At 70.6% G+C, this 23,834-nt stretch carries 25 protein-coding genes; 21 read left to right on the top strand and 4 right to left on the bottom strand.

Annotated features, from left to right (window positions below; genetic code table 11):
• From ACFWR9_RS16625 to ACFWR9_RS16585, 9 genes are all read left to right on the top strand, one after another.
• A complete protein-coding gene (locus tag ACFWR9_RS16625; protein ID WP_383841982.1) occupies positions 1-228 on the top strand; it encodes a hypothetical protein in 228 nt (75 codons plus the stop codon).
• Positions 221-1,279, top strand: a complete 1,059-nt coding sequence (locus ACFWR9_RS16620) for a 2Fe-2S iron-sulfur cluster-binding protein (RefSeq protein ID WP_383841979.1) — start codon at positions 221-223, stop codon at positions 1,277-1,279. The genes ACFWR9_RS16625 and ACFWR9_RS16620 overlap by 8 nt, the downstream gene beginning before the upstream one ends.
• Before the next feature lie 140 nt (positions 1,280-1,419).
• Positions 1,420-1,734 carry a hypothetical protein gene (locus tag ACFWR9_RS16615; protein WP_383841976.1) on the top strand — a complete coding sequence of 105 codons (315 nt, stop codon included), beginning with the start codon at positions 1,420-1,422 and terminating at the stop codon, positions 1,732-1,734.
• Positions 1,735-1,981: 247 nt separating this feature from the next.
• Positions 1,982-3,148, top strand: a complete 1,167-nt coding sequence (hsaA, locus tag ACFWR9_RS16610; RefSeq protein WP_383841973.1) for a 3-hydroxy-9,10-secoandrosta-1,3,5(10)-triene-9,17-dione monooxygenase oxygenase subunit — start codon at positions 1,982-1,984, stop codon at positions 3,146-3,148.
• A gap of 160 nt (positions 3,149-3,308) precedes the next feature.
• Positions 3,309-4,202, top strand: a complete 894-nt coding sequence (locus ACFWR9_RS16605) for a VOC family protein (RefSeq protein WP_383841970.1) — start codon at positions 3,309-3,311, stop codon at positions 4,200-4,202.
• 82 nt (positions 4,203-4,284) lie between these two features.
• Positions 4,285-5,154 carry a MaoC/PaaZ C-terminal domain-containing protein gene (locus tag ACFWR9_RS16600; protein WP_383841968.1) on the top strand — a complete coding sequence of 290 codons (870 nt, stop codon included), beginning with the start codon at positions 4,285-4,287 and terminating at the stop codon, positions 5,152-5,154.
• A 43-nt stretch (positions 5,155-5,197) separates the two neighbouring features.
• On the top strand, positions 5,198-6,871 hold the full coding sequence (locus ACFWR9_RS16595) for an FAD-dependent oxidoreductase (RefSeq protein ID WP_383841965.1): 1,674 nt from the start codon (positions 5,198-5,200) through the stop codon (positions 6,869-6,871).
• Positions 6,872-6,926: 55 nt separating this feature from the next.
• The gene (locus ACFWR9_RS16590; protein ID WP_383841962.1) at positions 6,927-7,721 is read left to right on the top strand and encodes a glucose 1-dehydrogenase; all 795 of its coding nucleotides are present in this window, start codon (positions 6,927-6,929) and stop codon (positions 7,719-7,721) included.
• A complete protein-coding gene (locus ACFWR9_RS16585; protein ID WP_383841959.1) occupies positions 7,718-8,476 on the top strand; it encodes an SDR family NAD(P)-dependent oxidoreductase in 759 nt (252 codons plus the stop codon). Before ACFWR9_RS16590 ends, ACFWR9_RS16585 begins: the two co-directional genes overlap by 4 nt.
• Positions 8,477-8,632: 156 nt before the next feature.
• Here the strand turns inward: ACFWR9_RS16585 and ACFWR9_RS16580 are convergent, their stop codons facing one another.
• On the bottom strand, positions 8,633-9,349 hold the full coding sequence (locus ACFWR9_RS16580) for a GDSL-type esterase/lipase family protein (protein ID WP_383841956.1): 717 nt from the start codon (positions 9,347-9,349) through the stop codon (positions 8,633-8,635).
• Between the two features lie 460 nt (positions 9,350-9,809).
• On the opposite strand from ACFWR9_RS16580, the gene ACFWR9_RS16575 reads away from it, so the two are divergent.
• The 12 genes from ACFWR9_RS16575 (at position 9,810) to ACFWR9_RS16520 (ending at position 19,587) form a co-directional block, all read left to right on the top strand.
• Complete coding sequence (locus ACFWR9_RS16575) at positions 9,810-9,977, top strand: hypothetical protein (protein WP_383841953.1); 168 nt, start codon at positions 9,810-9,812, stop codon at positions 9,975-9,977.
• Positions 9,978-10,084: 107 nt separating this feature from the next.
• Entirely contained in the window at positions 10,085-10,252 is a 168-nt protein-coding gene (locus tag ACFWR9_RS16570) for a hypothetical protein (protein WP_383841950.1), read from the top strand.
• The gene (locus ACFWR9_RS16565) at positions 10,249-10,554 is read left to right on the top strand and encodes a DUF427 domain-containing protein (protein WP_383841947.1); all 306 of its coding nucleotides are present in this window, start codon (positions 10,249-10,251) and stop codon (positions 10,552-10,554) included. The genes ACFWR9_RS16570 and ACFWR9_RS16565 overlap by 4 nt, the downstream gene beginning before the upstream one ends.
• On the top strand, positions 10,551-11,129 hold the full coding sequence (locus tag ACFWR9_RS16560; protein ID WP_383841944.1) for an SRPBCC family protein: 579 nt from the start codon (positions 10,551-10,553) through the stop codon (positions 11,127-11,129). The genes ACFWR9_RS16565 and ACFWR9_RS16560 overlap by 4 nt, the downstream gene beginning before the upstream one ends.
• 106 nt (positions 11,130-11,235) lie before the next feature.
• Complete coding sequence (locus ACFWR9_RS16555) at positions 11,236-11,691, top strand: MauE/DoxX family redox-associated membrane protein (protein WP_383841941.1); 456 nt, start codon at positions 11,236-11,238, stop codon at positions 11,689-11,691.
• 37 nt (positions 11,692-11,728) lie between these two features.
• A complete protein-coding gene (locus tag ACFWR9_RS16550) occupies positions 11,729-13,315 on the top strand; it encodes a radical SAM protein (protein ID WP_383841938.1) in 1,587 nt (528 codons plus the stop codon).
• Positions 13,312-14,130 carry a class I SAM-dependent methyltransferase gene (locus tag ACFWR9_RS16545; protein ID WP_383841935.1) on the top strand — a complete coding sequence of 273 codons (819 nt, stop codon included), beginning with the start codon at positions 13,312-13,314 and terminating at the stop codon, positions 14,128-14,130. Before ACFWR9_RS16550 ends, ACFWR9_RS16545 begins: the two co-directional genes overlap by 4 nt.
• A 36-nt stretch (positions 14,131-14,166) precedes the next feature.
• Positions 14,167-14,538, top strand: a complete 372-nt coding sequence (locus ACFWR9_RS16540; RefSeq protein WP_383841932.1) for a hypothetical protein — start codon at positions 14,167-14,169, stop codon at positions 14,536-14,538.
• Between the two features lie 58 nt (positions 14,539-14,596).
• Positions 14,597-16,552: a TIM-barrel domain-containing protein gene (locus ACFWR9_RS16535; protein WP_383841929.1), complete on the top strand. Its 1,956-nt coding sequence runs from the start codon at positions 14,597-14,599 to the stop codon at positions 16,550-16,552.
• 368 nt (positions 16,553-16,920) lie between these two features.
• On the top strand, positions 16,921-17,268 hold the full coding sequence (locus ACFWR9_RS16530) for a hypothetical protein (protein WP_383841926.1): 348 nt from the start codon (positions 16,921-16,923) through the stop codon (positions 17,266-17,268).
• Between the two features lie 1,186 nt (positions 17,269-18,454).
• Positions 18,455-18,628 carry a hypothetical protein gene (locus tag ACFWR9_RS16525; RefSeq protein WP_383841923.1) on the top strand — a complete coding sequence of 58 codons (174 nt, stop codon included), beginning with the start codon at positions 18,455-18,457 and terminating at the stop codon, positions 18,626-18,628.
• 50 nt (positions 18,629-18,678) lie between these two features.
• Positions 18,679-19,587, top strand: a complete 909-nt coding sequence (locus ACFWR9_RS16520; RefSeq protein WP_383841920.1) for a D-arabinono-1,4-lactone oxidase — start codon at positions 18,679-18,681, stop codon at positions 19,585-19,587.
• Positions 19,588-19,737: 150 nt separating this feature from the next.
• On the opposite strand, the gene ACFWR9_RS16515 is transcribed toward ACFWR9_RS16520, so the two are convergent.
• Genes ACFWR9_RS16515 through ACFWR9_RS16505 form a run of 3 tightly spaced genes read right to left on the bottom strand, consistent with a single transcriptional unit; the run spans position 19,738 to position 23,707 of the window.
• A complete protein-coding gene (locus tag ACFWR9_RS16515; protein ID WP_383842170.1) occupies positions 19,738-20,718 on the bottom strand; it encodes an oligopeptide/dipeptide ABC transporter ATP-binding protein in 981 nt (326 codons plus the stop codon).
• A gap of 50 nt (positions 20,719-20,768) precedes the next feature.
• A complete protein-coding gene (locus ACFWR9_RS16510; RefSeq protein ID WP_383841917.1) occupies positions 20,769-22,757 on the bottom strand; it encodes a dipeptide/oligopeptide/nickel ABC transporter permease/ATP-binding protein in 1,989 nt (662 codons plus the stop codon).
• Entirely contained in the window at positions 22,757-23,707 is a 951-nt protein-coding gene (locus ACFWR9_RS16505) for an ABC transporter permease (protein ID WP_383841914.1), read from the bottom strand. Before ACFWR9_RS16505 ends, ACFWR9_RS16510 begins: the two co-directional genes overlap by 1 nt.
• Between the last annotated feature and the right edge of the window lie 127 nt (positions 23,708-23,834).

The following is a 23,834-nucleotide window of genomic DNA, read 5'->3' as shown; positions in this document are numbered from 1 at the left end:
ATGCAGCCGGTGGAGTGCGCGACCTGCGGTAACCAGGTCCTCTGCGAGAAGTTCAGTCTGGCGCACACCTCCGTGCAGTGGACCGCTGAAGCGGCCGTCGTCTGTACGGAGTTCCGAAGCCGGGTGGCCGAGGGCGAGACCAGCGCCCGGATACGCACCTGCCGGGCGCTGCGGGAGAGTATCGACCGCGCGGTCACGGTGGGCAGCCTGGAGGTCACCCGTGCCTGAACCGACGGCCGGGGCGCGTACGCACCGGCTGCGCGTCGTCGAGGTGATCGCCGAGACGGCCGACGCGTACTCCCTGGTGCTCCGGACACCGCCGGAGAGCACCGGCCGCTTCGCCTACCGGCCCGGGCAGTTCCTCACCCTGAAGCTGCCGGGGGCGGGCGGAGAGGCGGTTGCCCGCTGTTATTCCCTCGCCAGTTCACCGCACACCGGTGAGCCGTTGAAGGTCACCGTCAAGCGGGTGGCGGGCGGATACGGCTCCAACTGGGTGTGCGACCGGGTGGTGGCGGGGGACGAGTTGGAGGTGTTGCCGCCGGCCGGTACTTTCACCCCCTCGGATCTCGACGCGGACCTGCTGCTCGTCGCCGGGGGCAGCGGCATCACCCCGGTGCTGTCGATCACCAAGTCGGCCCTGGCGAGGGGAGGGGGACGGGTGACGCTCCTGTACGCCAACCGCGACGAGACCTCGGTCATCTTCCGCGACGAGCTGCGGGAGCTGAGCGAGGAACACCCGGACCGGCTCCTGGCGATCCACTGGCTGGAGTCCCTCCAGGGCCTGCCCGTCGCCGACCGGCTGTCCGCCGCGCTCGCGCCGTACGCCGACCGCGAGGTGTTCGTCTGCGGTCCGGGGCCGATGATGGACTCCGCCGAGCAGTGTCTGCGCGCACTCGGCACGCCTGGCGGCCGGATCCACCGCGAGCGGTTCTTCTCCTTGAGCGGGGACGTCTTCGACGCGCCGGCGCCGGCACCCGCAGCCGGGGAGTGCGGGCCCGTCGAGGGAGGCAGCACGGTGGAGGTGGAACTCGACGGCGAGACCCGCACCGCCGTCTGGCCGCCGGGGACTCCGCTGCTCGACGTGCTCCTGGCAGCGGGGGTCGAGGCCCCGTACTCCTGTCGGGAGGGCGCGTGCAGCGCCTGCACCTGCCGGGTCGTGGCGGGTGAGGTGAAGATGCTCCGCAACGAGATCCTGGACGACCAGGACATCGCGGAAGGGTATGTGCTGGCCTGTCAGGCCGTGCCCCTCACCGACGAGGTCGAGATCACCTACTCCTGAACGGAATCGGCGAACGAAGCGGCAGACGCCCCGTGAAGGCGCCGTGGATCAGCCGCTCCGACCGTCCGTCCCCGGCCTTGCTCGCAGGGGCACACCGTCGTCTGGGCCGACCCCAAGGACGGCGGCATCCGGCGTCCTCGTTGACGGCAACGGCCGCCGGTTCGCCTCCGAGCCGCCGCCGTACGACCGGATGGGCGGTCAGGCGCTCGCGGCTCGCCGAGGCCCGGCTGTGGCGTGCTGCCGACATCCGCGACGGCCTCGGCCGGCTGATGGACCTTGGCCCCCAGGCGCCGCGGACCACGGTGCGAACCTTCAACGGCTACGCGGCCGACGGAGTGGACGCGGATCTCCACCGAGCCGAAGACCCCTGCGACCGTCTCTTCACCAAGGGCGGATCCGGACACCTCGGAGCGTCGTTCGGCGGCGCCATGGCGGGGCAGGAGACGAGCCGCTGACCGAGCCGCTGTCCACTTGGCCCGGCGTGGCGGCTGTCAAGCTCCGCCGTCGCTTCCAGGACGCCGGACGGCGGCCCCGCCCCGCGGGTGGCCCGCTCCGGCCCCAGTACCTCGGCCCCTCACGCGCGGCCTGCACACCGGCGCCGCCGCAGCTTCCCGCTCAGTGGGAGCAACTCATTTTCGTGCCGGAACAGCAGAGAGTACGGTCCTGCCACTTCCGCCACCACAACCCGAGAGGGGACGCTCCATGGCCGAAGATGTGCCGGCAGCGATCCGCGACCTTGCCCCGACGCTGCGCGAGCGCGCCGCCGAGGCCGAGACGCTGCGCCGCGTGCCCGACGCCTCCATCAAAGAGCTGGAGGACACCGGCTTCTTCCAGCTGATGCAGCCCAAGGCTTTCGGCGGCCGGGCGGCCGACCCACGGGTCTTCTACTCGGCTGTGAAGGAGATCGCCAAGGCATGCGGCTCCACGGGCTGGGTCGCCTCGGTGGTCGGCGTCCACCCCTGGCACGTGGCACTGTACGACCCGCGGGCCCAGCAGGAGGTGTGGGGCGAGGACCCCAAGACCCGTATGGCCTCTTCGTACGCCCCCACCGGCAAGGCCACCCCGGTGGACGGCGGCTTCCGGCTCTCCGGCCGCTGGCACTTCTCCTCCGGCTGCGACCACGCCCAGTGGGCGCTGCTCGGCTGCCTCGTCCCGGACGCGGAGGGCAGCCCGGTGGATATGCGGACCTTCCTGATCCCCTGTGCCGACTACCGCGTCGACGACGTGTGGGACACCGTCGGCCTGCGCGGCACCGGCAGCAACGACATCGTGGTGGAGGACGCCTTCGTCCCCGATCACCGTGCCCTGAGCTTCGGCCCGGTCACCGCCCTGAACACGCCCGGCCATGAGCTCAACCACGAGCCGCTGTACCGGCTGCCGTACGCCGGCATGTTCACCACCACCATCTCCACTCCCATCGTCGGCATCGCCGAGGGCGCCTACGACTCCTACGTCGAGGCCACCAAGCGGCGGTTCCGCGTCTCCTACGGGCAGAAGGTCGCCGAGGACCCCTTCGGGCAGGTGCGCATCGCCCGCGCCGCCAGCGACATCGACGCGAGCTGGCTGCAGCTGACCCGCAACATCGGCGAGATGTACGCCCTCGCACAGCACGGCGAGGAGCTCTCCACGGAGCTGCGCACCCGCACCCGCCGGGACCAGGTGATCGCAACCGAGCGCGCGGTCGCGGCGCTCGACCTGCTGATGGAGAACGCCGGCGGCAACGCCATGCGCACCGGTCCCAACCCTGTCCAGCGCGCATGGCGCGACGCACACACCGGCCGCGGCCACGCTGCCAACGACCCGGAGCGCGCCCTGCTGCTCTTCGGCCAAGCGGCCCTCGGTCTCGTCTTCCAGGACACGATGTTCTGACGGGAGACCAGGCGACCGGCAATGCCACGGGTCCGGCAGCCGCACCGCCAAGGGCCCCGCTTTTGCCCTGCACCACCACTACGCCGGGGCCCCCGGCGTAGCGCAGGCCCCGACCCACTGACCCACCCGCATACCGCCCCTGACGAAAAGGTGCTCAGCCATGGACATTCGCGCTCTCGGCTACCTCCGCCTGGAGACCACCGAGTTGGAGAAGTGGCGCGCCTACACCCTCGACGTCCTCGGCATGGTGGAGGCATCCGGCACCACCGAGGACACCCTGTACCTGCGCATGGACGACCGCTCCTACCGCATCGCCATACAGTCCGGTGAGAGCGACCGGCTGCTGGCGGCCGGCTGGGAGGTGGCGAACGCCGCCGCGCTCGCCACGGCCACCCGGGAACTGGAGGCCGCCGGTTTCGCCGTCAAGGCGGCCGACGCCGCCGAACTCGCGGAACGCCGCGTCCAGGGCCTCGTCCACGTGACGGACCCCGGCGGCAACCCGCTGGAGATCTACTGGGGCCAGGCGCAGGACCACACCGCGCTCGGCACCCCGTACGGCAACCGCTTCGTCTCCGGCGACCTGGGCCTCGGCCATGTGGTGCTGCCGGTGCCCGACATCGATGCCGCACTGGACTTCTACGAGAACCTGCTGGGCTTCCAGCTGCGCGACTCGATGAAACTTCCTCCGCAGGCGGTGCCGACGGCCACGGAGCAGCGGGACTTCCACTGGATGCACTTCCTGAGCCCCAACCGCCGCCACCACAGCCTGGGCCTGTACCCCGGCGCGCTGCCCCCCGGCATCGTGCACTTCATGGTGGAACTGGAGACGCTCGACGACGTGGGCCGCGGGCTGGACCGCATGAACGCCGCCGGCATCCCCATCGCCTCCAGCCTCGGCCGCCACACCAACGACCACATGGTCTCCTTCTATGCCCAGGCCCCTGGCGGATTCCAGGTCGAGTACGGCTGGGACGGCCTGATCGTCGACCCCGACACCTGGGTCGCCAAGGAGATCACCGCCGACAGCTTCTGGGGCCACCACTGGAACGGCTGACCACCCGTCAGCCGGAGGCAGCCTGCTTCCGGGAGGCCTGCACCGCACAGCCCCAAACCGACCGCAAAGGAACCCGCACCCCATGCCGATCGATGTCGAGAAGGTGATCTCTGCCCCGCCCGTCCGGGCCGCCGCGGCCTGGGACGACCGCGAGGTGCGGTTGTACCACCTGGCGCTTGGCGCGGGAGTCCCCGAAACCGACCCGGCCGAACTGCGCTACGTCTACGAAGGGCACGAGAGGGGCCTGCACGTGCTGCCCACCTTCGGTGTGGTGGCCGGTGGCAGCGGGGGAGTGGGGTTCCAGGTCTTCGACCTGCCGGGAGTGGACATCGACCTGAGCGCGGTGCTGCACGGCGGTCAGGAGATCACGGTGCACCGTCCGCTGCCCGCCGCCGCGCGGGGGACCACCGTCACCCGGGTGCCGGCGGTGTACGACAAGGGCAAGGCCGCTGTCATCGTGCAGGAGTCCACCCTCCTCGGGGAGGACGGCGAGCTGCTGATCACCCAGCGCAACCAGATCTTCGTACGCGGCGAGGGCGGCTTCGGAGGGGACCGCGGCCCCTCCGAACGCCTTCCCACGCCGGAGCGGGAGCCCGACGTGGTGCTCGAGTTCCCGACGCTCCGGCAGCAGGCGCTGCTCTACCGGCTCGCCGGGGACTGGAACCCGCTGCACGCCGACCCCGCCACTGCCCGCCTCACGGGCTACGACCGGCCCATCCTGCACGGGCTGTGCTCATTCGGGATGGCGGTCAAGGCCGTCACCGACCGCCTGCTGGACGGCGACGCCGCCCGCGTCACGGGCTGCCGCACGCGCTTCGCCGGGGTGTTCTTCCCCGGTGAGACTCTGCGGAGACGCATATGGGAGACCGGCGACTGCTACCGGCTGACGGCCACGGCCGCGGACCGCGACGACGCACCGGTCCTCACCGACGCCCGAGTCACCGCTCGCTGAACCCCCGCCGAACCCCCGCCGAACCAGAAGGGACCGCACACCCATGAGCACTGAGTGGGACCACACCTACGACGTCGTGGTGGTCGGCTCCGGCGCCGCCGGGATGGCCGCGGCCATCACCGCCCGGTTGCGGGGGCTGACCGCCCTCGTGGTGGAGAAGACCGAAGTCTACGGCGGTACGACCGCCCTCTCCGGCGGCGCGATCTGGGTGCCGGACAACTTCCACCTGGCCGCCGCCGGGCTCGCGGACACCCCCGAGAAGGCCCGCGCCTATCTGGACGCCACCGTCGGCGACCGGGTCCCCGCCGCCCGCAAGGAGGCCTACCTCAAGCACGGACCGCAAATGGTAAGGGAGTTCCACGACCGGACGGCCGTGAAGTTCGTCTACACCCCCGGCTACTCCGACTACTTTCCGGAAGAACTCGGCGGCTTCCCGCAGGGCCGCTCCGTCGAACCGCAGATCTTCGACTTCAAGAAGCTGCCGCCCGAGCAGCGCGCCGGCATGCGCCGGGCCGGGCTCCCCACCTACGGGCTCACCATCACGTCCAAGGACTTCCGCCACCTGAACATGGTCGGGCGTACCTGGGCCGGCAAGCGGACGTCGGCCAAGGTCGGCGCTCGCGGGGTCACGGCCCTGCTCCGCGGCCGGAAGCTGCTCTCCCTCGGTGAGGCACTGATCGCCCGGATGCGGTACTCCCTGGGGAACCTCGGAGGCGAGCTGTGGCTGTCCGCCCCGCTGACCGGCCTCGTGGAGGAGAACGGCCGGATCGCCGGTATCCGTGTCACCCACCACGGCCGGGAGCTCGCCATCCGCGCGACCGGTGGCGTCGTCCTTGCCTCCGGCGGCTTCTCGCACAACCAGCGACTGCGCGAGAAGTACCTGCCGGCGCCGACCTCTGCCGAATGGAGCGCCGCCGCAGAGGGGCAGACCGGCGACGGCCTGGAGGCGTGCGTCGGCGTGGGCGCCGCGGTCGATCTGATGGACCGGGTGTGGGGAGCGCCGTCCACGGTGCTGCCCGGAGGCAAACCGTTCTTCCTCGTCGCCGACCGCGGCATCCCCGGGATGCTGATCGTCAACTCGGCGGGCGAGCGCTACGCCAACGAAGCGGCCCCGTACCACCAGTTCGTCGACGCGATGTACGCGAACCACACCCCCGAGGCGCCCACAGTTCCGTCCTGGCTGATCCTCGACGCGGCGTCCAAAGCGCGTTACGTCTTCCTGGGGCTCTTCCCGGGACAGCCGTTCCCGAAGAAGTGGATCGACAGCGGCTTCGTCAGGAGAGCACCCACCCTCGACGCGCTCGCGGCGCGTACGGGCCTGCCCGCCGACCGGTTGCGCGCCACCATAGAGCGCTTCAACGGCTTCGCGCACCATGGGCACGACGAGGACTTCCGGCGTGGAGAGAGCGTCTACGACCGCTACTACGGGGACCCCACCCTGCCCAACCCCAACCTGGCCCCGCTGCGGAAGGCGCCCTTCTACGCCGTGCGGATCCAGCCCGGAGACATCGGCACCAAAGGCGGCCCGGTCACCGACGCCACGGCCCGGGTGCTGCGTGAGGACGGCTCTGCCATCGAGGGGTTGTACGCGTCCGGCAACGCCTCCGCCGCGGTGATGGGCGACACGTATCCCGGACCCGGTGCGACCATCGGCCCTGCCATGACCTTCAGTTGGATCGCGGCCAGCCACATCGCCGACTCCCTTGCCGCCCGCTGACCGGACAACGGCAAGGACTTCACTGCCAAGGAATTCACTACGACGGGAGCACAGAGTGCTGAGTCTTCACGACAGGACGGTTGTCGTCACGGGTGGCGCGAGAGGACTCGGGATGGCGGCAGGCCGGGCCGCCGCTGAGGCCGGCGCGCGCGTGATCCTTACCGATGTGCTGGAGGAGGGCCGCACCGTCGCCGAGGAGCTCGGACACGACGTCCGCTTCATCCGGCACGACGTCACCTCCGAGGAGGGGTGGAGGCGCGTCGTGGCCTTCGCGGTCGACGAGTTCGGCGGAGTCGACGGGCTGGTCAACAACGCGGGAATCTCGGGTGGTTCCCACCCCCTGGAGGAGCAGTCGGTCGACGCCTTCCGCCGAGTGGTCGACATCAACCTGACCGGCGTCTTCATCGGCATGCGCACCGTGATCCCGGTGATGAAGCAGAACGGCGGCGGCTCCATCGTCAACATGTCCTCCGCCGCGGGCCTCATGGGTCTGCCACTGACCGCAGGTTACGGAGCGGCCAAGTGGGGCGTAAGGGGACTCACGAAGGTGAGCGCGGTGGAACTCGGAACCGCCGGGATCCGGGTCAACTCCGTCCACCCCGGCATGGTCTACACCCCGATGACCGCCGGTGTCGGAATCCGGCAGGGGGACGGCAACTTCCCCGGCGTCCCCATGGCGAGGGTCGGCGAGGCGCTCGAAGTCGCCGACGTGGTCACCTTTCTTCTCTCGGACGCCGCCTCCTACATCACCGGAGCGGAACTGGCCGTCGACGGTGGCTGGACCGCCGGGCCGGTGCTCGCCGAGCAGACCCGGCACCAACCCCTCCGACAACAGGGAGAACACCCATGAACCGCTTCGAAGGACGACGGGTACTGGTCACCGGCGCCGGATCGGGCATCGGCCGGGCGACCGTGCTGAGGCTCCTCGACGAAGGAGCGGCGGTCGTCGCCGCCGACGTGTCGGACACCGGCCTCGAGGAGACGTCCACCCTGGGCGGACGGGCGGACCGCCTGCACACCCAACTGATCGACGTGTCGGACGAGTCGGCCGTGTGCAAGGGAGTCGCCGCGGCCGTGTCGGCCCTCGGAGGAGGCCTGGACGTCCTGGTCAACGCGGCCGGCATCCTGCGATCCGCGCGCACCGAGAAGATGAGCCTGGACTTCTGGAACAGCGTGCTCGCCGTCAACCTCACCGGCACGTTCCTGACGACCCGCGAGGCACTGCCCGCGCTGCTGGCAAGCGACGGCGGCGTCGTGGTCAACTTCAGCTCGACGTCGGCATCGTTCGCGCACCCCTACATGGCCGCCTACGCCGCCACGAAGGGCGGCATCCAGTCCTTCACCCACGCGATCGCGAGCGAGTACGCTCGGCGGGGACTGCGTGCCGTGTGCGTGGCGCCCGGCAGCATCGCCAGCGGCATGACCACGAACCCCGGACTCCCGGCGGACGCCGACATGAGTCTGTTCGTCAAACTGGCCCCGGCCCTCACAGAGGGATTCGCCGACCCGTCGGCCGTCGCCGGCGTCGTCGCCATGCTGGCCTCGGACGATGGTGCCTTCATCACCGGCACCGAGCTCCGCATCGACGGCGGCACGCACATGTGAACGGGTGCTGTCGGGGCGGTCGCCCTCACCGCCCTGGTGACCGCTTGTCGGCGGTCACCGGGGCAGGGTGTCAGAAGCCGCCGCGGTGCCAAGGGCACTCCTCGATCGACAACCGCCGGCTGTTCTCGCCACCCGTGGCTGCTCCACGAGGGCCCGTCAGCGTTCCGCGGGGATGGCCTGTTGACCGGCGAGGGCGATGGCCGGCCTACTTTCTCTTCGGTGGGTCCTTCCTCGCGCAGACAGGCGATGTCGGAGCCGAAGGGGTCGTAGTACTCGTTGCCGAGTACTACGGGTGCTGGGGAGGGCGGCCAGCTGGCGCAGAAGCTTCCGGTAGTCGAGTGCGAACCGGGTGAGGCGGCTCTGGAAGAACGCCGTGGACGCCCCGTCGTCGCAGGTGGGGGAGGCCGAGCAGAGCTTGACCAGGTCGGCCCGGAGCACGTCGTTGGCTCCGACACCGACCATGACGACGGACGCTTTGGCAGCCCGCTGTGCCTGGGCGAACCGGGGCGGGGCGACCTGGCCGCCGAGGATCTGCACACCGAGGATGCCGTCGCGGATCGTGGCGCCGGCGCTGGCGAGGTTGAGCACGCGCCAGTCGTTGGCCCGGGCCAGTATCCGCGGGTAGGAGTCGGCACTGGGTCGGCAGGCCGTGTCCAGGGGGCGAGGGTCGGGCAGGAGCCGGTTGCCGGTGCCGGCGGCGGTCGAGTCGCCCAGGGCCACCGCCCGCACGTCGCCCAGGACCGGGCCCTTGGCCCTGGGCACCGGGGACAAGGGGCTGTCGCCGACCAGGTCCCGCAGCGAGTTCACGTTGCGCAGGGCCCGGGGGGTGTCCGAGGCCGGCAGGTAGAACCCGACGGCGTTGACCGCGGTCACCAGCGCGACACCGCCAGTAGTACGAGGACGGTCCGCCGGGCCGGCATGCGGCGCAGGCCCGCCCACGCGCACTGTCTGACCGGCCGCCGACACGGTCTGCAGCGGTGTGATCCGCACTGCCGGCCAGACCGCGGCCAGTGACAGGGCCGAGAGCACGAGAAGGTACACCGTGGCGACGACCGCCCGATGCCGTACTCCGCGGGAAGCGCGTGGTGCTGTCCGTCGACGCCGCCACCTCAGCACTGCGGATCACCCCCGCCCGCCGGCCTGCCGACCAGGCCCCACACGGGCCTCGAACCGGGTACGGCAGGACACACGTCGCGCACGGCTGCCGAACGTCACCCCTTGGGCCGGCCGGAGGACAAGGCGACAGTGAGCATCTCTCGAAGCAGAGCTCTGGTCCGTCGAAGCCTGCGTCGAAGCCCGCGCCAACGACATCGCGCTGGAGATCGCCCACCGGGTGTACGAAACCAACGGCGCCCGCTCCACGGCCACCCGCGTCGGCCTGGACATCTTCTGGCGCAGCCGCCGCCCCCCTACCCTCCACGACCCCGTCGCCCGCAAGCGCGCCGAAGTCGGTGCCCACCTGTTGCGCGACGAGATTCCCGCGCTCAGCTGGTACTCGTAGCGGACCCGCCGGCCGTGACCGTGTTCCCCGGCGGCCAGGGAAGGCTCATCGTGATCGCTCGACCCCTTTTCGTTCCGGAGGGCGCCACGGTGCGCGATCCTGGAGTCATGGAGATTGAGGTCTTGGTCGTGCCCGGCTGCCCGAACCAGCAGCGTGCCGAGGAGCTGCTGCGGCAGGCACTGGACGACGCGTGGCTGGCCGGCACCGGATTCACCACGCGGATGATCTCCGGCCCTGCTGACAAAGAGGATCTCGTCAGGGACGGCCGGTCATGATGCGCGCAGTGTGGAACGGCACCGTACTCGCAAAAGCCGAGCGGACCGTCGTGGTGGAGGGCAACCACTACTTCCCGCCCGAGTCGCTCCACCGCGGACACTTCACCGAGAGCCGGGCCCGGTCATGGTGCTTCTGGAAGGGCCTCGCCCGCTACTACACGGTCACCGCCGGCGGGCGGACCAATCCGAACGCCGCTTGGTACTACCCGCACCCCAGCCCGCTGGCTCGGAAGATCAAGGGCCATGTCGCGTTCGGGAACGGCGTCCTGATCGAGGAAGCCGCACCACAGGAGAAGCGGTGAGCGCCCGCGCGCTGCGGGGCGCGGCCTGGGCCGCCGGTGTGGGCGGTTCACTGGCCGCCGCCTGGCTGGGACTGGTGACCGGCGCCGTTCCCGTCGATGTCGGCGTGGGCCGCCGGACGTGGCCGCTGGGCCCGCAGAGTCTCGACATCGCGGCCCCGCGGGACACGGTGTTCGACGTGGTGGCCCACCCGTACCTGGGCCGCACGCCGCGAGCCGTGCGCGAGAAGCTGAACGTCCTGGAGCGGGGCGGTGACCTGGTGCTGGCCGAGCACTTCACGCCGGTCGCGGGCGGGCGGCTGAGGGCGGTGACGGTGGAGACGGTGCGTTTCACCCGGCCCGAGCGGATCGACTTCCGGCTGGTGCGCGGCCCGGTGCCGCAGGTGACCGAGTCCTTCGTCCTTGAGGAGACCGGGGCGGGGACACGGCTGGTCTACGAGGGTGAGATGGGTACCGACCTGTGGCGGGCCGGGCAGTGGTGGGGCAGGGTGGTGGCCGCCCGCTGGGAGGCCGCGGTCGCCGCCTCCCTCGCGTCGGTCAAGGCCGAGGCCGAACGCCGTGCCGCGCCCCGCCCGTGAACGCGCGGCCGGTTCCGTCGGCACGCGGCCGGTTCGGTGAATCCGGGGCCGGTTCGGTGAGCGCGCTTACAGTTCCGGCCGTCCCCGGGGCCGTAACGTCGCGCACATGGTGCTCCGACTCGTGCTCGGCGTGGTCTTCACGGCGATGGCCGTCGGCCAGCTCGCCTCCGCCGCCGACATGCCGGCCGTTCTCGGCGCGTACGGTCTGGTGCACGGTGCCCCGGCGGCCTGGCTCGCGGCGGGTCTGATCGCCGGTGAGCTGGTGTGCGGGGTGTGGTTTCTCGCCCGCCCCCGCTCGCTCGCCATGGTGCCGGTGTGGATGTACTCGGCCGTGTCGCTGGTGTGGAGCGGGCTGGCCGTGCAGGCGTTCGCGCGTGGGCTGACGGTGGACAACTGCGGCTGCTTCGGGAACCACCTCACCCAACGGCTGAGCTGGTTCGTCCTCCTCCAGGACGCCCTCACCCTCGTGTACGCCGTTGTCCTGGTGCGCGCGGCTCGCAAGGCCCGCGTGAGTCCACTGCCTCGCCGTGTCCGTGACCGGCCACGGTCCGCTTCCCCCTGACCTGATGGTGACTGCCCCCCGTGAGAGGAGTTTCGCGATGACCCAGGCGCCAACGCCCAGGCGCAAGGTGGACCGGGACGAGGTGTTCCTGGAGTTCACCAAGTCGATCTGCCCACTGTGCAAGACGCCCGTCGACGCGCAGGTCAACATCCGCGACGACAAGGTGTACCTGCGCAAGCGCTGCCGTGATCACGGCGAGTTCGAGGCGCTGGTGTACGCAGACGCTCAGGAGTACCTCGCCTCGGCGCGGTTCAACAAGCCCGGCACCCTTCCCCTCACGTTCCAGACGGAGGTACGGGACGGCTGCCCGTCCGACTGCGGACTGTGCCCGGAGCACAAGCAGCACGCCTGCCTGGGGATCATCGAGGTGAACACGGGCTGCAACCTGGACTGCCCGATCTGCTTCGCGGACTCCGGCCACCACAGCGACGGCTACTCGATCACTCATGAGCAGTGCGCACGGATGCTGGACGCCTTCGTGGAGTCCGAGGGTGAGGCGGAGGTGGTGATGTTCTCCGGCGGTGAACCCACCATCCACAAGCACATCCTCGACTTCGTCGACCTCGCCCAGGCCCGCCCGATCAAGACGGTCAACCTCAACACCAACGGTATCCGCCTGGCCACCGACAGAAACTTCGTCGCCGAACTCGGCAAGCGCAACCAGGTCCCGGGCCGCTCCGTGAACGTCTACCTCCAGTTCGACGGCTTCGACGAGCGCACCCACCTGGAGATCCGCGGCCGGGACCTGCGCACGTTCAAGCAGCGCGCGCTGGACAACTGCGCGGAGACCGGCCTGACCGTCACCCTCGTCGCCGCCGTCGAACGCGGGCTGAACGAGCACGAGCTCGGCGCGATCATCGAGTACGGCATCGACCACCCCGCCGTCCGGTCCGTGGCGTTCCAGCCGGTCACCCACTCCGGCCGCCACGTCGAGTTCGACCCCCTGCAGCGGCTCACCAACCCCGACGTGATCCGGCTGATCAACGCCCAGCGCCCCCAGTGGTTCCAGAAGGGCGACTTCTTCCCCGTGCCGTGTTGCTTCCCGACCTGCCGCTCCATCACCTACCTGCTGGTGGACGGCGAACCGGGCAACCGCACGGTCGTCCCGATCCCGCGGCTGCTGAACGTGGAGGACCACCTCGACTACGTCACCAACCGCGTGCTGCCCGACACCGGGATCCGCGAGGCCCTGGAGAAGCTGTGGTCGGCCTCCGCGTTCATGGGCACAGCCACGACCGAGGAGCAGCTGCGGACCACCGCCGAAGCGCTGGACTGCGCGTCCGCGTGCGGGATCGACATGCCCGAGGTGGTGAAGGACCTGGACGACAAGGCGTTCATGATCGTGGTCCAGGACTTCCAGGACCCGTACACCCTCAACGTCAAGCAGCTGATGAAGTGCTGCGTCGAGGAGATCACACCCGACGGCCGCCTCATCCCGTTCTGCGCCTACAACTCCGTCGGCTACCGCGAGCAGGTCCGTGCCGAGATGTCCGGCGTCCCCGTCGCCCAGGTGGCCCCGAACGCACTGCCCCTGGCCGACCGGCTCACCACGACACCGTACGGCTCGAAGACCGCCACCGGCACCACCGGCCCGGAGCGCGCCGCGGCGGAGGGCACGCGATGACCGACGGGAACAGGCCGCCGTCCGGCCGACCCGGCAGCGACCTGAAGGCCTGCTGCGCCGCCGCCTACTCCTCGGACGTCGTCGCCCTGCTCCTCGGCGACTCCTACCATCCCGGCGGCACCACGCTGACCCGGCGCCTGGCCGACGGCCTGGACCTGGGTGAGGGCCGCCGGGTACTCGATGTCGCCTCGGGCCGAGGAACCACCGCCCTGCTGCTCGTCGGCACGTACGGTGCCCAGGTCGACGGTGTGGACTACTCGGCGGCCAACAACGTCCTCGCCCGGGGCGCCGCCCAGGCCGCCCGACTCGCCGGGCAGGCCGTCTTCACCACCGGGGACGCCGAACAGCTGCCCTACCCGGAGGGAACCTTCGACGCGGTGGTGTGCGAGTGCGCCCTGTGCGTCTTCCCCGACAAGCACCGGGCCGCCACCGAGTTCGCCCGGGTCCTGAAACCCGGAGGCCGCCTCGGCATCACCGACGTCACCGCCGCCCCCGACCGGCTCCCGCCCGAACTCACCGGCCTGGCCGCACGGATCGCCTGCGTCGCCGATGCCCGCACGCTCACCGAGTACTCCGACATCCTGGCCGCCGTCGGACTGCGCACCGTGCGCACCGAGCGGCACGACCACGCCATGACCCGCATGATCGACCAGATCGAGGCCCGGCTGAAGCTTCTGCGGATCACCACACCCACCCGGCTCACCGAGGCCGGAGTGGACCTGGACACCGCACCTGCCGTCCTCGCCGCCGCCCGCGCGGCCGTTGCGGACGGCGTGCTCGGCTACGCGCTCCTGATCGCCGAGAAAACTTCCTGACGGCCGCACGAACGGCAAAGAGAGGAGCCCACCATCATGGCAACCACCGTGCACGCCTGGATGTCGGTGTCCCGTCCGGTGATGGACACCGCGGTGATCACCATGATCGTGGGCCTCCTCGGCTCCACCAACGCCTTCGCCGGCTGGCTGACCCACCTGGGCATCGCCCTGCTGGCCGGCACCGGCTTCGGCGTCCTGCTCGGCGGGTTCGCCCGGAAGGCGGCACCCGCCGTCGTCCTCGGGCTCGCCTACGGCGCCGTGTGGTGGTGCTCGGCGCGCTGTGGGTCATGCCCGCGAACATGGGCATGCCGGTCTTCGAGTGGAATCCCGTCACCTCCTCCAGCCTCGGCGCCCACCTGGTGTTCGGGCTGCTCGCCGGCCTGGCCTTCTCACGCATCGCCCAGGTGACGGGCAAGCGCGCCACGGCCGCGTCGCCTGGTACTTCGCGGGCGACTCCCTCAAACAGGTGCCGGACGGATACACCGACGTCACGGGCAAACCCTTCCTCGCACCGATCTGGGGGCTCGAACTGGGCAACGCCGACTGCTTCAACGCCTCCAACCCGGACTATCAGGGAGATCACAACCGGGCACGGCACCAGACCACCCCGGACGTCGTCGGCTACGCGGAGGACGCCCGGGCCGCTGACATGCCCTCGGGGTGGTTCCTTCCGAACGACGGATACGGCTGCGGTTACACCGATCTGCCCGCCACCGCCTCCCAGCTCAAGGCCAAGGGCTTCAAGACCGGACTGTGGACCTCCACCGGTCTCGACAACATCGGCTGGGAGGTCGCAACGGCCGGTTCCCGCGCGGTGAAGACCGACGTTGCCTGGATCGGCGGCGGCTACAAGAACGCCTTCGCCGGCGTGCAACAGGCGGTGGAGGGCATCGAGAACAACTCCGACGCGCGCCGCTTCGTCTGGACCGTCGACGGCTGGGCCGGCACCCAGCGCAACGCCGTCGTCTGGACCGGGGACACCAGCGGCAGTTGGGACGCCATGCGCTGGCACGTCCCCGCGATAACCGGTGCCGGCCTGTCCGCGCTCAACTACGCGACCGGTGACGTGAACGGCATCTTCGGCGGGAGTCCCCAGACGTATGTACGCGACCTTCAGTGGAAGACGTTCACCCCGGCGTTCATGACGATGTCCGGCTGGGGTGCCACCAACCCCCGGGCCGGCTACCAGGACAAGCAGCCCTGGCGGTTCTCCGAGCCGTACCTGTCGATCAACCGCAAGTACCAAAAACTGAAGATGCGGCTGATGTCATACCTGTACACCATGAGTCGCGTCGCCGCCGAGTCCGGCGTGCCCTCGACCAGAGCCATGGTGCTCGAGTACCCGAACGACCCGGTTTCCCGCGGCAACCAGACCAGCGGCCAGTTCATGGCGGGCGACTCCTTCCTCGTCGCTCCCGTCGTCAGCGACACCAGCACACGCGACGGCATCTACCTGCCGGCGGGCAGCTGGACCGACTACTGGACGGGCAAGGTCTACAACGGCCCCGGCTGGCTCAACGGATACGCGGCCCCGCTCGACACCTTGCCGCTGTTCGTCAAGGCGGGCGCGATCGTACCCATGTGGCCGCAGATGAACCACAGCGGTGAGAAACCCGTATCCACGCTCACCTACGACATCCATCCGCGCGGCACATCGGCGTTCAACCTGTACGAGGACGACGGGCGGACCCGCGCCTACAAGTCCGGTGCCTACGCCCGCCAGCGGGTCGACGTCGCCGCTCCCACCTCCGGCACCGGCGACGTCACCATCTCCGTGGGTGCCAGCAGCGGCAGCTACACGGGCAAGCCCGCATCGCGCGACTACGAGTTCACCGTTCACACCGCGAGCAGGCCCGCTTCGGTCACACGGGGCTCGGCCACGCTCACCGCGTTGCGCGGCAAGGCGGCGTACGACTCCGCGACCACCGGTTGGTTCTACGACCCGGCCGACCGTGCCGGGACCCTCTGGATCAAGGCGGGCGACGCATCCGGGGCCTTCACGGTCACCGCGACACGGGTCGGCATCCCAGCCGGTTCGCCGGTCGGCGGCTCGGCGAGTGGCCCTATCGACCGGTCCGCCTGGGCGCCGGTCCATGTCGACAGCCAGGAGACCGCCGCCGAGGACGGCGCCGCCGGCAACGCCTTCGACGGCGACACGTCCACCATCTGGCACAGCCAGTGGTCGAGCGGAGACTCCACCCTTCCGCATGAGATCCAGATAGACCTCGGCGCGCGGTACGATGTCGACTCGGTGACGCTCCTGTCACGACAGGACGGCGGGGTCAACGGCCGCATCGGACAGTACGAGTTGTACGTCTCCGACAGCACCAGTGCCTGGGGTCCGCCCGTGGCGCGGGCACGTTTGCGGACGTCGCGACTGCCACGAGAGTGGCGTTCACCGCGAAACCCGGCCGCTACCTGAGGCTCAGAGCGCTGACCGAAGCCGGTAACCGAGGCCCGTGGACGAGCTTGGCCGAGCTGAACGCCACTGGGCGTCCGTCCTCCTGACATGCCCCAGAACGGCGTCAGAGGGGGCGCTTCCCCGAGAGCACCAGGCGTCTCCGCGTCGGTTGAACCTTCGCCCCGGCACTGAAGGCGCTCCAGAAACGAGACCCCGGCCTCCATGGGAGACGGCGCTCTCGCCGGCGAGTCGGCGGGCCATGAGGCCGGCCATGGCGAGGTGGATCATGGCTGCCGAGTGGGCGGGGAGAGTTCCGTAGTCGCGGTCAAGGCGGTGGTGGAGCACATCGAGACGACTTCGCCACCGCCTGCCCGCCAGCTCCGCGCTGCATGCCGACCGTCGAGAGACGGCTGTATCCGGCGACGGTGATCAACCTGTGCACGCGCGAAGTCGTGGGCTGGTCGATGGCCGACCACCCCCTGGTCGAGTTGGACATCAGGCAGAGCGTTGGCCGAACCGGTTCCCGCTTCGACGACGCGGCGGCGGCGAGCTTCTTCGTCGTCCTCAAAGCCGAAATCGGCACGACGGTCTGGGAGACGAAGGACAGGCCCCACAGCACGTTCTCCGTTGGACCGCCGAACATTACAACCGGGAGCGGCCTTCTCTCGACCATCGGCTACATCACGCCGTACCAGGCGACGGTCCGCTGCCATCAGTGGCTGGACCTCGCGGCATAAGACGGAAGTGTCGAGACATGTAGGGTCACTTCACTAGCCATCCACACCCTGCTGCTCCACCTGCGGTTACGACCGTTCGGACCCGTTCCAGGGTTCCTACCTTGAACTCAGCTTCATGACAGGCGCTTGACCTGCGCGTATGTAGGCCACGGTTGGGTGGGGGCCTGCATAGCGAGAACGGAGGAGCCGCGAGGAACGGCAGCGGCTGGTTGGGGTGTGGCATTCCGGACTACACGCGGGCGGACATCCGCGGGGCTTCGTCAGGGAGCCTGGGCGCCCGAGACACTGGGATTCTGAGCCCAGGAGAACGGATGCCCTGTGGTCATGAAGGGGTGCCCACCCGAATTCGGGCCGGCCGGCGTTCCGACGGAACGCGATCGTGTAGCGATCCTTGGGCGACGGTGGGCTTGTACCACGGCAGGCCAGGCGTCCCCGCCGTAAGCCGGCCAGCTCGTATGGGCGCTCCTGTCACACTCACCCCCTACGGTCCCCTACATGACACAGCCGACTTCCTCCGGGCCACACGACAATGGCACAACCGAGACCGCGCGGGACTCGCTTCGACTCGAGCGGTTGAGAACGCTGCTGGATACCGTCGCCCCGTCGAAGCCCATGGAATCGTCCCAGAACTCATGCTGCCGTCCCCGCCGGAGGACCGCACGGAGGCTCTCCAACTGGCCGCCCGGTTCAGCCTGAGAGCCGACTTCTCCACTGAGGAGCTGCTCCGGCTGTGGCCGAAGGCCCCCGACCCGGACGGTTTCGCCGAGCACCTGCTCGCTCCGGTGCTACACCGCGAACGCGGCGTCGACCAGCCGCTCGCGTCGTTCGCTCGCCGCAATCCGGTTCATGGGCCGACTCCTCGCTCGTGCTCGCTGGTGGCCCGCGGTCGCGGGGTGCGACCGACTGAGTCGAGCCGCCATTCTCCCCGACACCGACTTGTGCGCATGACCAGGACACTTGACCCGTCTTCTCCGATGCCGCATGGTCGCGCCACCGACTGACCCGTCACGGGAGGCTGTGATGACCACGGGCCGGGAGAACTGGGCCCGCACCGGATCGGCCACTCCGGACCGAGTCGTGGCCCCCGCGTCCACCGAGGACGTCGCGGCCGCGGCCGCGTACGGGAGAGAGGTCCAAGGCGATCGGATCGGGGCACTCGTTCTCCGGGATCGCGGTCACGGAAGGCTTGCAACTGCGGCCGGACCGACTGGCCGGACTGGTCCGCGCCGACACCGGGAGCGGCCTGGTCACGGTGCGGGCCGGGATGCCGCTGCACCGGCTCCCCCGCTTCTCGCCGAGCTCGGACCGGCTCTGGAGATCCTCGGCGACATCGACCGCCAGACCGCGGCCGGCGCGCTGACCACCGGCACCCACGGATCCGGCGAACCGTTCGGCATCCCGGTCAGCCAGGTGCGTGAGCTGGACCTCGTGCCGGCCGACGGCTCGACCACGACCTGCTCCGCCACGCAGCACCGCGACTTGTTCGCCACGGCCAGGGTCTCCCTCGGCGCCCTGGGCGTCATCACCGCCGTCACCCTCCAGTGCGTGCCGCTCCACGCGTTGCGCGACCTGGACCCGGCCGGAGCTGCTGGAGCAGACCCCGGAATCAGCCGTCTCGCGTCCAGGCTCGGCGGATCCCGCGACGTCACCGACCTCGCCCGCCGGGTCTCGGCATCGCCCCGCAGCGTGGGCCGCCGCCAGGGCGAGTACGCCGTCCCGCGCGACACCCTCGTCGACGCTCTGCGCGAACTCGGGTGCCGGGTCGACTCCCACGGCGATGGGGTCTCCTTCTCCTTCGGCGTCCGGTTCGCCGCGGCCGATGACATCTGGCTCTCCCCGGCCCACGAACGCGACGTCGTCCACATCGCGTTTCACCAGTACCACCGGACGCCGCACGAGAGGTGGTTCCAGGTCTGCGAGGACGTCCTCGGCGCAGCGGGCGGTCGGCCGCACCGGGGGAGAACGCACCGGCTGGACGCCGTCGAACTCGCCCCGCGTTCCCCCCGCTTCCAAGACGTCACCGTCCTGCGCGCCCGCCTCGACCCGTCCGGGATGTTCGCCGACCCTGCCTGGACCGCGTCCTCGGCCAGGCCGGCGCCGTCCGATGAACGCGCCGGACCTTCTCCCGCCAACACCAGGTCCTTGAGGCACCACGTGGGACCGCGCACACCGGATCGCGGAGCCGAACCGGAGGCGGAGCCGGAGGGGACTCTGCTGTCCGGTTCCCGGGCCGCGGTCACGGTCGGCAGCCGGCGCCGTCCGCTCGCCCGCTCCTTCGCAGGCCTGCTGACCGGCCCGGTATGCATGCCGGGCCGGTGACGGTGACGTTCGGCCCTTGCGCAGCGCACCCGGAGGTCCGGTCAAGGCGGCGGGAGCCGGTGGTCCCCGGGCGGATGGCGCGGCTCGACCGAGCGCGGCTGACCGTCATCCGGTGGGACGACGGGCAGCCGCTGATCGACCCCGCTGGGGTCACCGATCCGGTGAGACCCGGAGCGAGGGCTCCTCGGGGTGCACACAGTGCCACCGGTGGCCGTCGCCGCTCTCCTCCCCGGCGGGGAAGCCGGTGGAGCAGGCGTCGTCCGCCTTCCAGCAGCGGGTGCTGAACGGGCAGCCGGGCGGCGGGTTGGTCGCCGAGGGCACCGGTCCGTGCAGCACGATCCGCTCGGGCCGCTCCAGCAGGCTCGGCGTCGCCGAGAGCAGGGCCGTGGTGTAGGGGTGACGCGACCGGCCGGCCACCTGGTCGGCCGGGCCCTCCTCCACGACCCGTCCGAGATAGAGAACTGCGATCCGGTCGGCGAGGTAGCGCACCGTCTGGACGTCGTGCGAGATGAACACCATGCCGAGGCCGAGGCGTTCGCGCAGATCCACCAGGAGGTTGAGGATCTGCGCGCGCACCGACACGTCCAGGGCGCTGGTGGGCTCGTCGGCGACGATCAGCTCCGGCTCCAGCGCGAGGGCGCGGGCGATCGCCACGCGCTGGCGCTGGCCCCCGGAGAGCTGTCCGGGCATCGCCTCCAGCGTGTGGGCCGGCAGGCCGACCAGGTCGAGGAGCTCCAGGACGCGTGCCTCACGGGCCTCCCGCGTGCCGCGGCGGTGCACGTCCAGCGGGTCGCGCAGGATGCGGCGCACCGACAGCCGGGGGTTGAGCGCGGTGGACGCGTCCTGGAAGACGACGCCCACGGCGGAGCCGAAGTCCCCGCGCCGTTCGGCCGGGCTCATCGCCCACAGGTCCCGGCCCCGGAAGTGCACGTGTCCCTCGGTGGGGCGCTGCAGTCCGGTGACCACGCGGGCCAGCGTGGACTTGCCGCAGCCCGACTCGCCGACCAGGCCGAGGATCTCACCGCGCCGGACCTCCAGCGAGACCTCCGTCAGGGCGTACACGGAGTCCCGGTGCAGGATGCCGCCGCTGCGGGCCTTGTGCCGTACGTGGATGCCGTCGAGCCGGATCAGCGGGTCCGCGCCGGGGACCCGGGTGTCCTCCGGGATGTGCTGAAGCGTCTTCATCGGGTACTCCCCAGTGGCTGTGCGGACTGCGCGGGCTGCGCCGCGTGCGCCGGGTGGTGGCAGGCGAACCGGTGGTCGTCCGCGCCGGACCGGTCGACGGCGGGCGGGGGCGTGGTGGCGCACAGGTCGGTGGCGGCGGCGCAGCGTGAGACGAACCGGCAGCCCGGGCCGAACGCCTTCGGTGCGGGTACGACACCGCGGATCTGGTGCAGCCGCTCGGCACCCGACTCCAGCGAGACGACCGAGCCGAGCAGCCCCCGGCTGTAGTGATGGGCCGGTGCGGTGAGCAGGGACCGCGTCTCGCCCACCTCGGCGACCTGACCGGCGTACATGACCGCGATCCGGTGGGAGAGATCGCCGACCAGGGCCAGGTCGTGCGAGACCAGGACCATGGCGAAGCCGAGTTCGTCACGCAGCCTCACCAGCAGTTCGACGACCTGCGCCTGCACGGTCACGTCCAGTGCCGTCGTCGGTTCGTCGGCGATGAGCAGGCGCGGGCTGCGGGACAGGGCCATCGCGATCAGCACGCGCTGGCGCTGCCCGCCGGACAGCTCGTGCGGGTAGCTGCGCAGGGTGCGTTCGGGGGAGAGGCCGACCAGTTCGAGGAGCTCGGCGGGGGTGCGGGTGCCGCCGCGGGAGGTGAGCCACTTCAGCTGGGTGCCGATCAGCACGGACGGGTTCAGGGACGACATGGCGTCCTGGTAGACCATGGCGATCTCCGGGCCCATCAGCGCCCGGCGCTCCTTGGGCGTCAGCTTCAGCAGGTCGCGGCCGCGGTAGAGGATCTCGCCCTCGACCTCGGCGTTGCGGGCCAGCAGGCCCATGACCGCGAGGCTGGTGATGGACTTGCCGCAGCCCGACTCGCCGACCAGACCGAGGGTCTCGCCCTCGCGGACGGTGAAGGAGATGCCGTCCACGACACGGGTGTCGCCGTAGCGGTCCGGGAAGCGGATCGTCAGGTCGCGTGCGACCAGCAGGTCCGGCGCGTCGGCCGGCAGCGGCCGTGCGGAGGGCTCGATGCGCGAGAGCCGCTCGGCGAGCTCCGCGAGCGAGGCGTCCACGTCAGCCTTGTCCAGGGCCTTGGCCGCGGACCCGGTGGCGGTGGCGTCGTCGCCGCCGCCGGTGCGCGACTTGTCGGGCGATGCGGCGGCGTCCGTGAGGCCCTCGGACAGGATGTTCAGGGCGAGCACCGTGATCAGCACGCACACGCCGGGGAAGAACGTGGCCCACCAGCCGCCGGACAGCATGATCTGCCGGCCGTAGGCCAGCACGCTGCCCCAGCTCGGGTCGGGGTCCTGCACACCGGCGCCGATGAAGGACAGGCTCGCCTCGAAGATGATCGAGTCGGCCACCATGACCGTCGCGAACACCATGACCGGAGCCATGCAGTTGACGGCCACGTGCCGGGCCACGATGTAGTGGCGCCGGGCCCCGATGACCTTCTCCGCGGCGACGTAGTCCTCGCCGTACTGCTCGAGCACGTTGGCGCGCACGACACGGGCGAGGGAGGGCGAGTAGACGAAGGCGATGGTGAAGATGATGACCGGGATGCTGGGCCCGAAGACGGCGACGAGCACGGCGGCCAGCGCGATCGGCGGGAAGGACATCACGACGTCGAGCGTGCGCATCACCGACTCGTCGGCGAGCTTGCGCGAGGTCGCCGCCAGCGCGCCGAGCACGGAGCCGAGGACCAGGGCGAGCAGGGTCGCGCCGAAACCGATGATCAGGGAGTAGCGGGCGCCGTGCACGACCCGGGCGAAGACGTCGCGGCCCGCCCGGTCGGTGCCGAACCAGTGGTCGCCGCCCGGTGCCAGGGCCGGGGTGCCCGTGGCGAGCGGGTCCTGCGTGAGGAGCGGGGCGAACAGCGCGCCGAGGACGATGACCAGAAGGATGCCGAGGGCGATTCTGGAGGACAGGGGCAGCCGGCGCAGCCGGGCGCCGGGACTGGCGACGAGGCGCCCGGCGAGAGAGCGTGGGGCGAGCATCACACCGTCCTGATACGCGGGTTGACGAGCAGGTAGAGCAGGTCGACGACGACGTTGACCACGAGGAACGCGATGGCGATGGTGATGACGGTGCCCTGCACGAGGGCGACGTCGCCGCCGGTGACGCCTTCGAGGATCAGCTTGCCCATGCCGGGCAGGTCGAAGATCGCCTCGATGACGACGGCACCGCTGAGCAGGTAGCCGACCTTGACGCCGAGCACGGTCAGCGGGGTGACCAGGGCGTTGCGCAGCACCGACCGGATGATGAGGGACGGCGGCAGGCCGCTGCCCTTGGCGGTGCGGACGTAGTCGCGGTCGAGTTCGGTGACCATCGCGGTGCGGATGAGGCGGGCCAGGGAGGCCGCGACCGGCAGCGCCAGGGAGAACGCGGGCAGCGCGAGGGAGTGCAGCCAGCCGGTGAACGAGTCCGCCGGGTTGACGTAGCCGCCGGTCGGGAAGAGCGGAGTGTTCAGCGCGAACTGCTGGATGAGCAGGATGCCGAGCCAGAACGAGGGCAGGGCGATCCCCGCCATCGACACGACCCGGAAGACCTGGTCGGGCCAGCGGTCGCGGTACATGGCGCTGGTGACACCGAGGACCAGGGCGAGCACGATGGCCAGCGCGAGACCGAGCAGGGTGAGCTGCAGCGTCAGCGGGAAGGCGGTGGCGATGCGGTCGGTGACCGGCTGACTGGGCGGCACGGTGACACCAAGGTTGCCCTGGACGAGATCACCGAGGAAGGCGAAGTACCGCACCGGGAGGGGGTCGTTGAGGCCGTGCGCCTCCTCGAAGGCGGCTCGCGCCGCAGGGCTCGCGCTGTCCCCGAGCGCGTTGTACGCGGGGTCGACCGGGGAGAACTGCAGCACCACGAAGACCAGTAGCGCGATGCCGAGAATCATCACCGGCATCATCGCGACGCGGCGCAGCGCGAGCCGGAGGAATGCAACCATCGTTGAGGTTCCTAGAGGTTGGGGGCCGGGGGGGGCGGCCCCCCCGATCAGCGAGTGGGGCGCGGGGGGCGCGCGTAGTTAGGGTGAGGCGCTCGGAGAGGAGGGGCGAAGATGAGAGGACAGGGCC

The organism is Streptomyces sp. NPDC058534, from assembly GCF_042717365.1.
Lineage (GTDB): Bacteria > Actinomycetota > Actinomycetes > Streptomycetales > Streptomycetaceae > Streptomyces.
Note: the sequence above shows the minus strand (reverse complement) of the source record. Positions and strands in the feature narration are given on the sequence as shown.

Bases quoted from the DNA above. Each gene is read 5' to 3' on its own strand.
- ACFWR9_RS16505 (WP_383841914.1), bottom strand. From the start codon at position 23,707: ATGGTTGCATTCCTCCGGCTCGCGCTGCGCCGCGTCGCGATGATGCCG.
- ACFWR9_RS16555 (WP_383841941.1), top strand. From the start codon at position 11,236: ATGGTGCTCCGACTCGTGCTCGGCGTGGTCTTCACGGCGATGGCCGTC.
- hsaA (WP_383841973.1), top strand. From the start codon at position 1,982: ATGGCCGAAGATGTGCCGGCAGCGATCCGCGACCTTGCCCCGACGCTG.
- ACFWR9_RS16605 (WP_383841970.1), top strand. From the start codon at position 3,309: ATGGACATTCGCGCTCTCGGCTACCTCCGCCTGGAGACCACCGAGTTG.
- ACFWR9_RS16545 (WP_383841935.1), top strand. From the start codon at position 13,312: ATGACCGACGGGAACAGGCCGCCGTCCGGCCGACCCGGCAGCGACCTG.
- ACFWR9_RS16585 (WP_383841959.1), top strand. From the start codon at position 7,718: ATGAACCGCTTCGAAGGACGACGGGTACTGGTCACCGGCGCCGGATCG.
- ACFWR9_RS16565 (WP_383841947.1), top strand. From the start codon at position 10,249: ATGATGCGCGCAGTGTGGAACGGCACCGTACTCGCAAAAGCCGAGCGG.
- ACFWR9_RS16540 (WP_383841932.1), top strand. From the start codon at position 14,167: ATGGCAACCACCGTGCACGCCTGGATGTCGGTGTCCCGTCCGGTGATG.
- ACFWR9_RS16625 (WP_383841982.1), top strand. From the start codon at position 1: ATGCAGCCGGTGGAGTGCGCGACCTGCGGTAACCAGGTCCTCTGCGAG.
- ACFWR9_RS16600 (WP_383841968.1), top strand. From the start codon at position 4,285: ATGCCGATCGATGTCGAGAAGGTGATCTCTGCCCCGCCCGTCCGGGCC.
- ACFWR9_RS16595 (WP_383841965.1), top strand. From the start codon at position 5,198: ATGAGCACTGAGTGGGACCACACCTACGACGTCGTGGTGGTCGGCTCC.
- ACFWR9_RS16510 (WP_383841917.1), bottom strand. From the start codon at position 22,757: ATGCTCGCCCCACGCTCTCTCGCCGGGCGCCTCGTCGCCAGTCCCGGC.
- ACFWR9_RS16530 (WP_383841926.1), top strand. From the start codon at position 16,921: ATGCCGACCGTCGAGAGACGGCTGTATCCGGCGACGGTGATCAACCTG.
- ACFWR9_RS16570 (WP_383841950.1), top strand. From the start codon at position 10,085: ATGGAGATTGAGGTCTTGGTCGTGCCCGGCTGCCCGAACCAGCAGCGT.
- ACFWR9_RS16550 (WP_383841938.1), top strand. From the start codon at position 11,729: ATGACCCAGGCGCCAACGCCCAGGCGCAAGGTGGACCGGGACGAGGTG.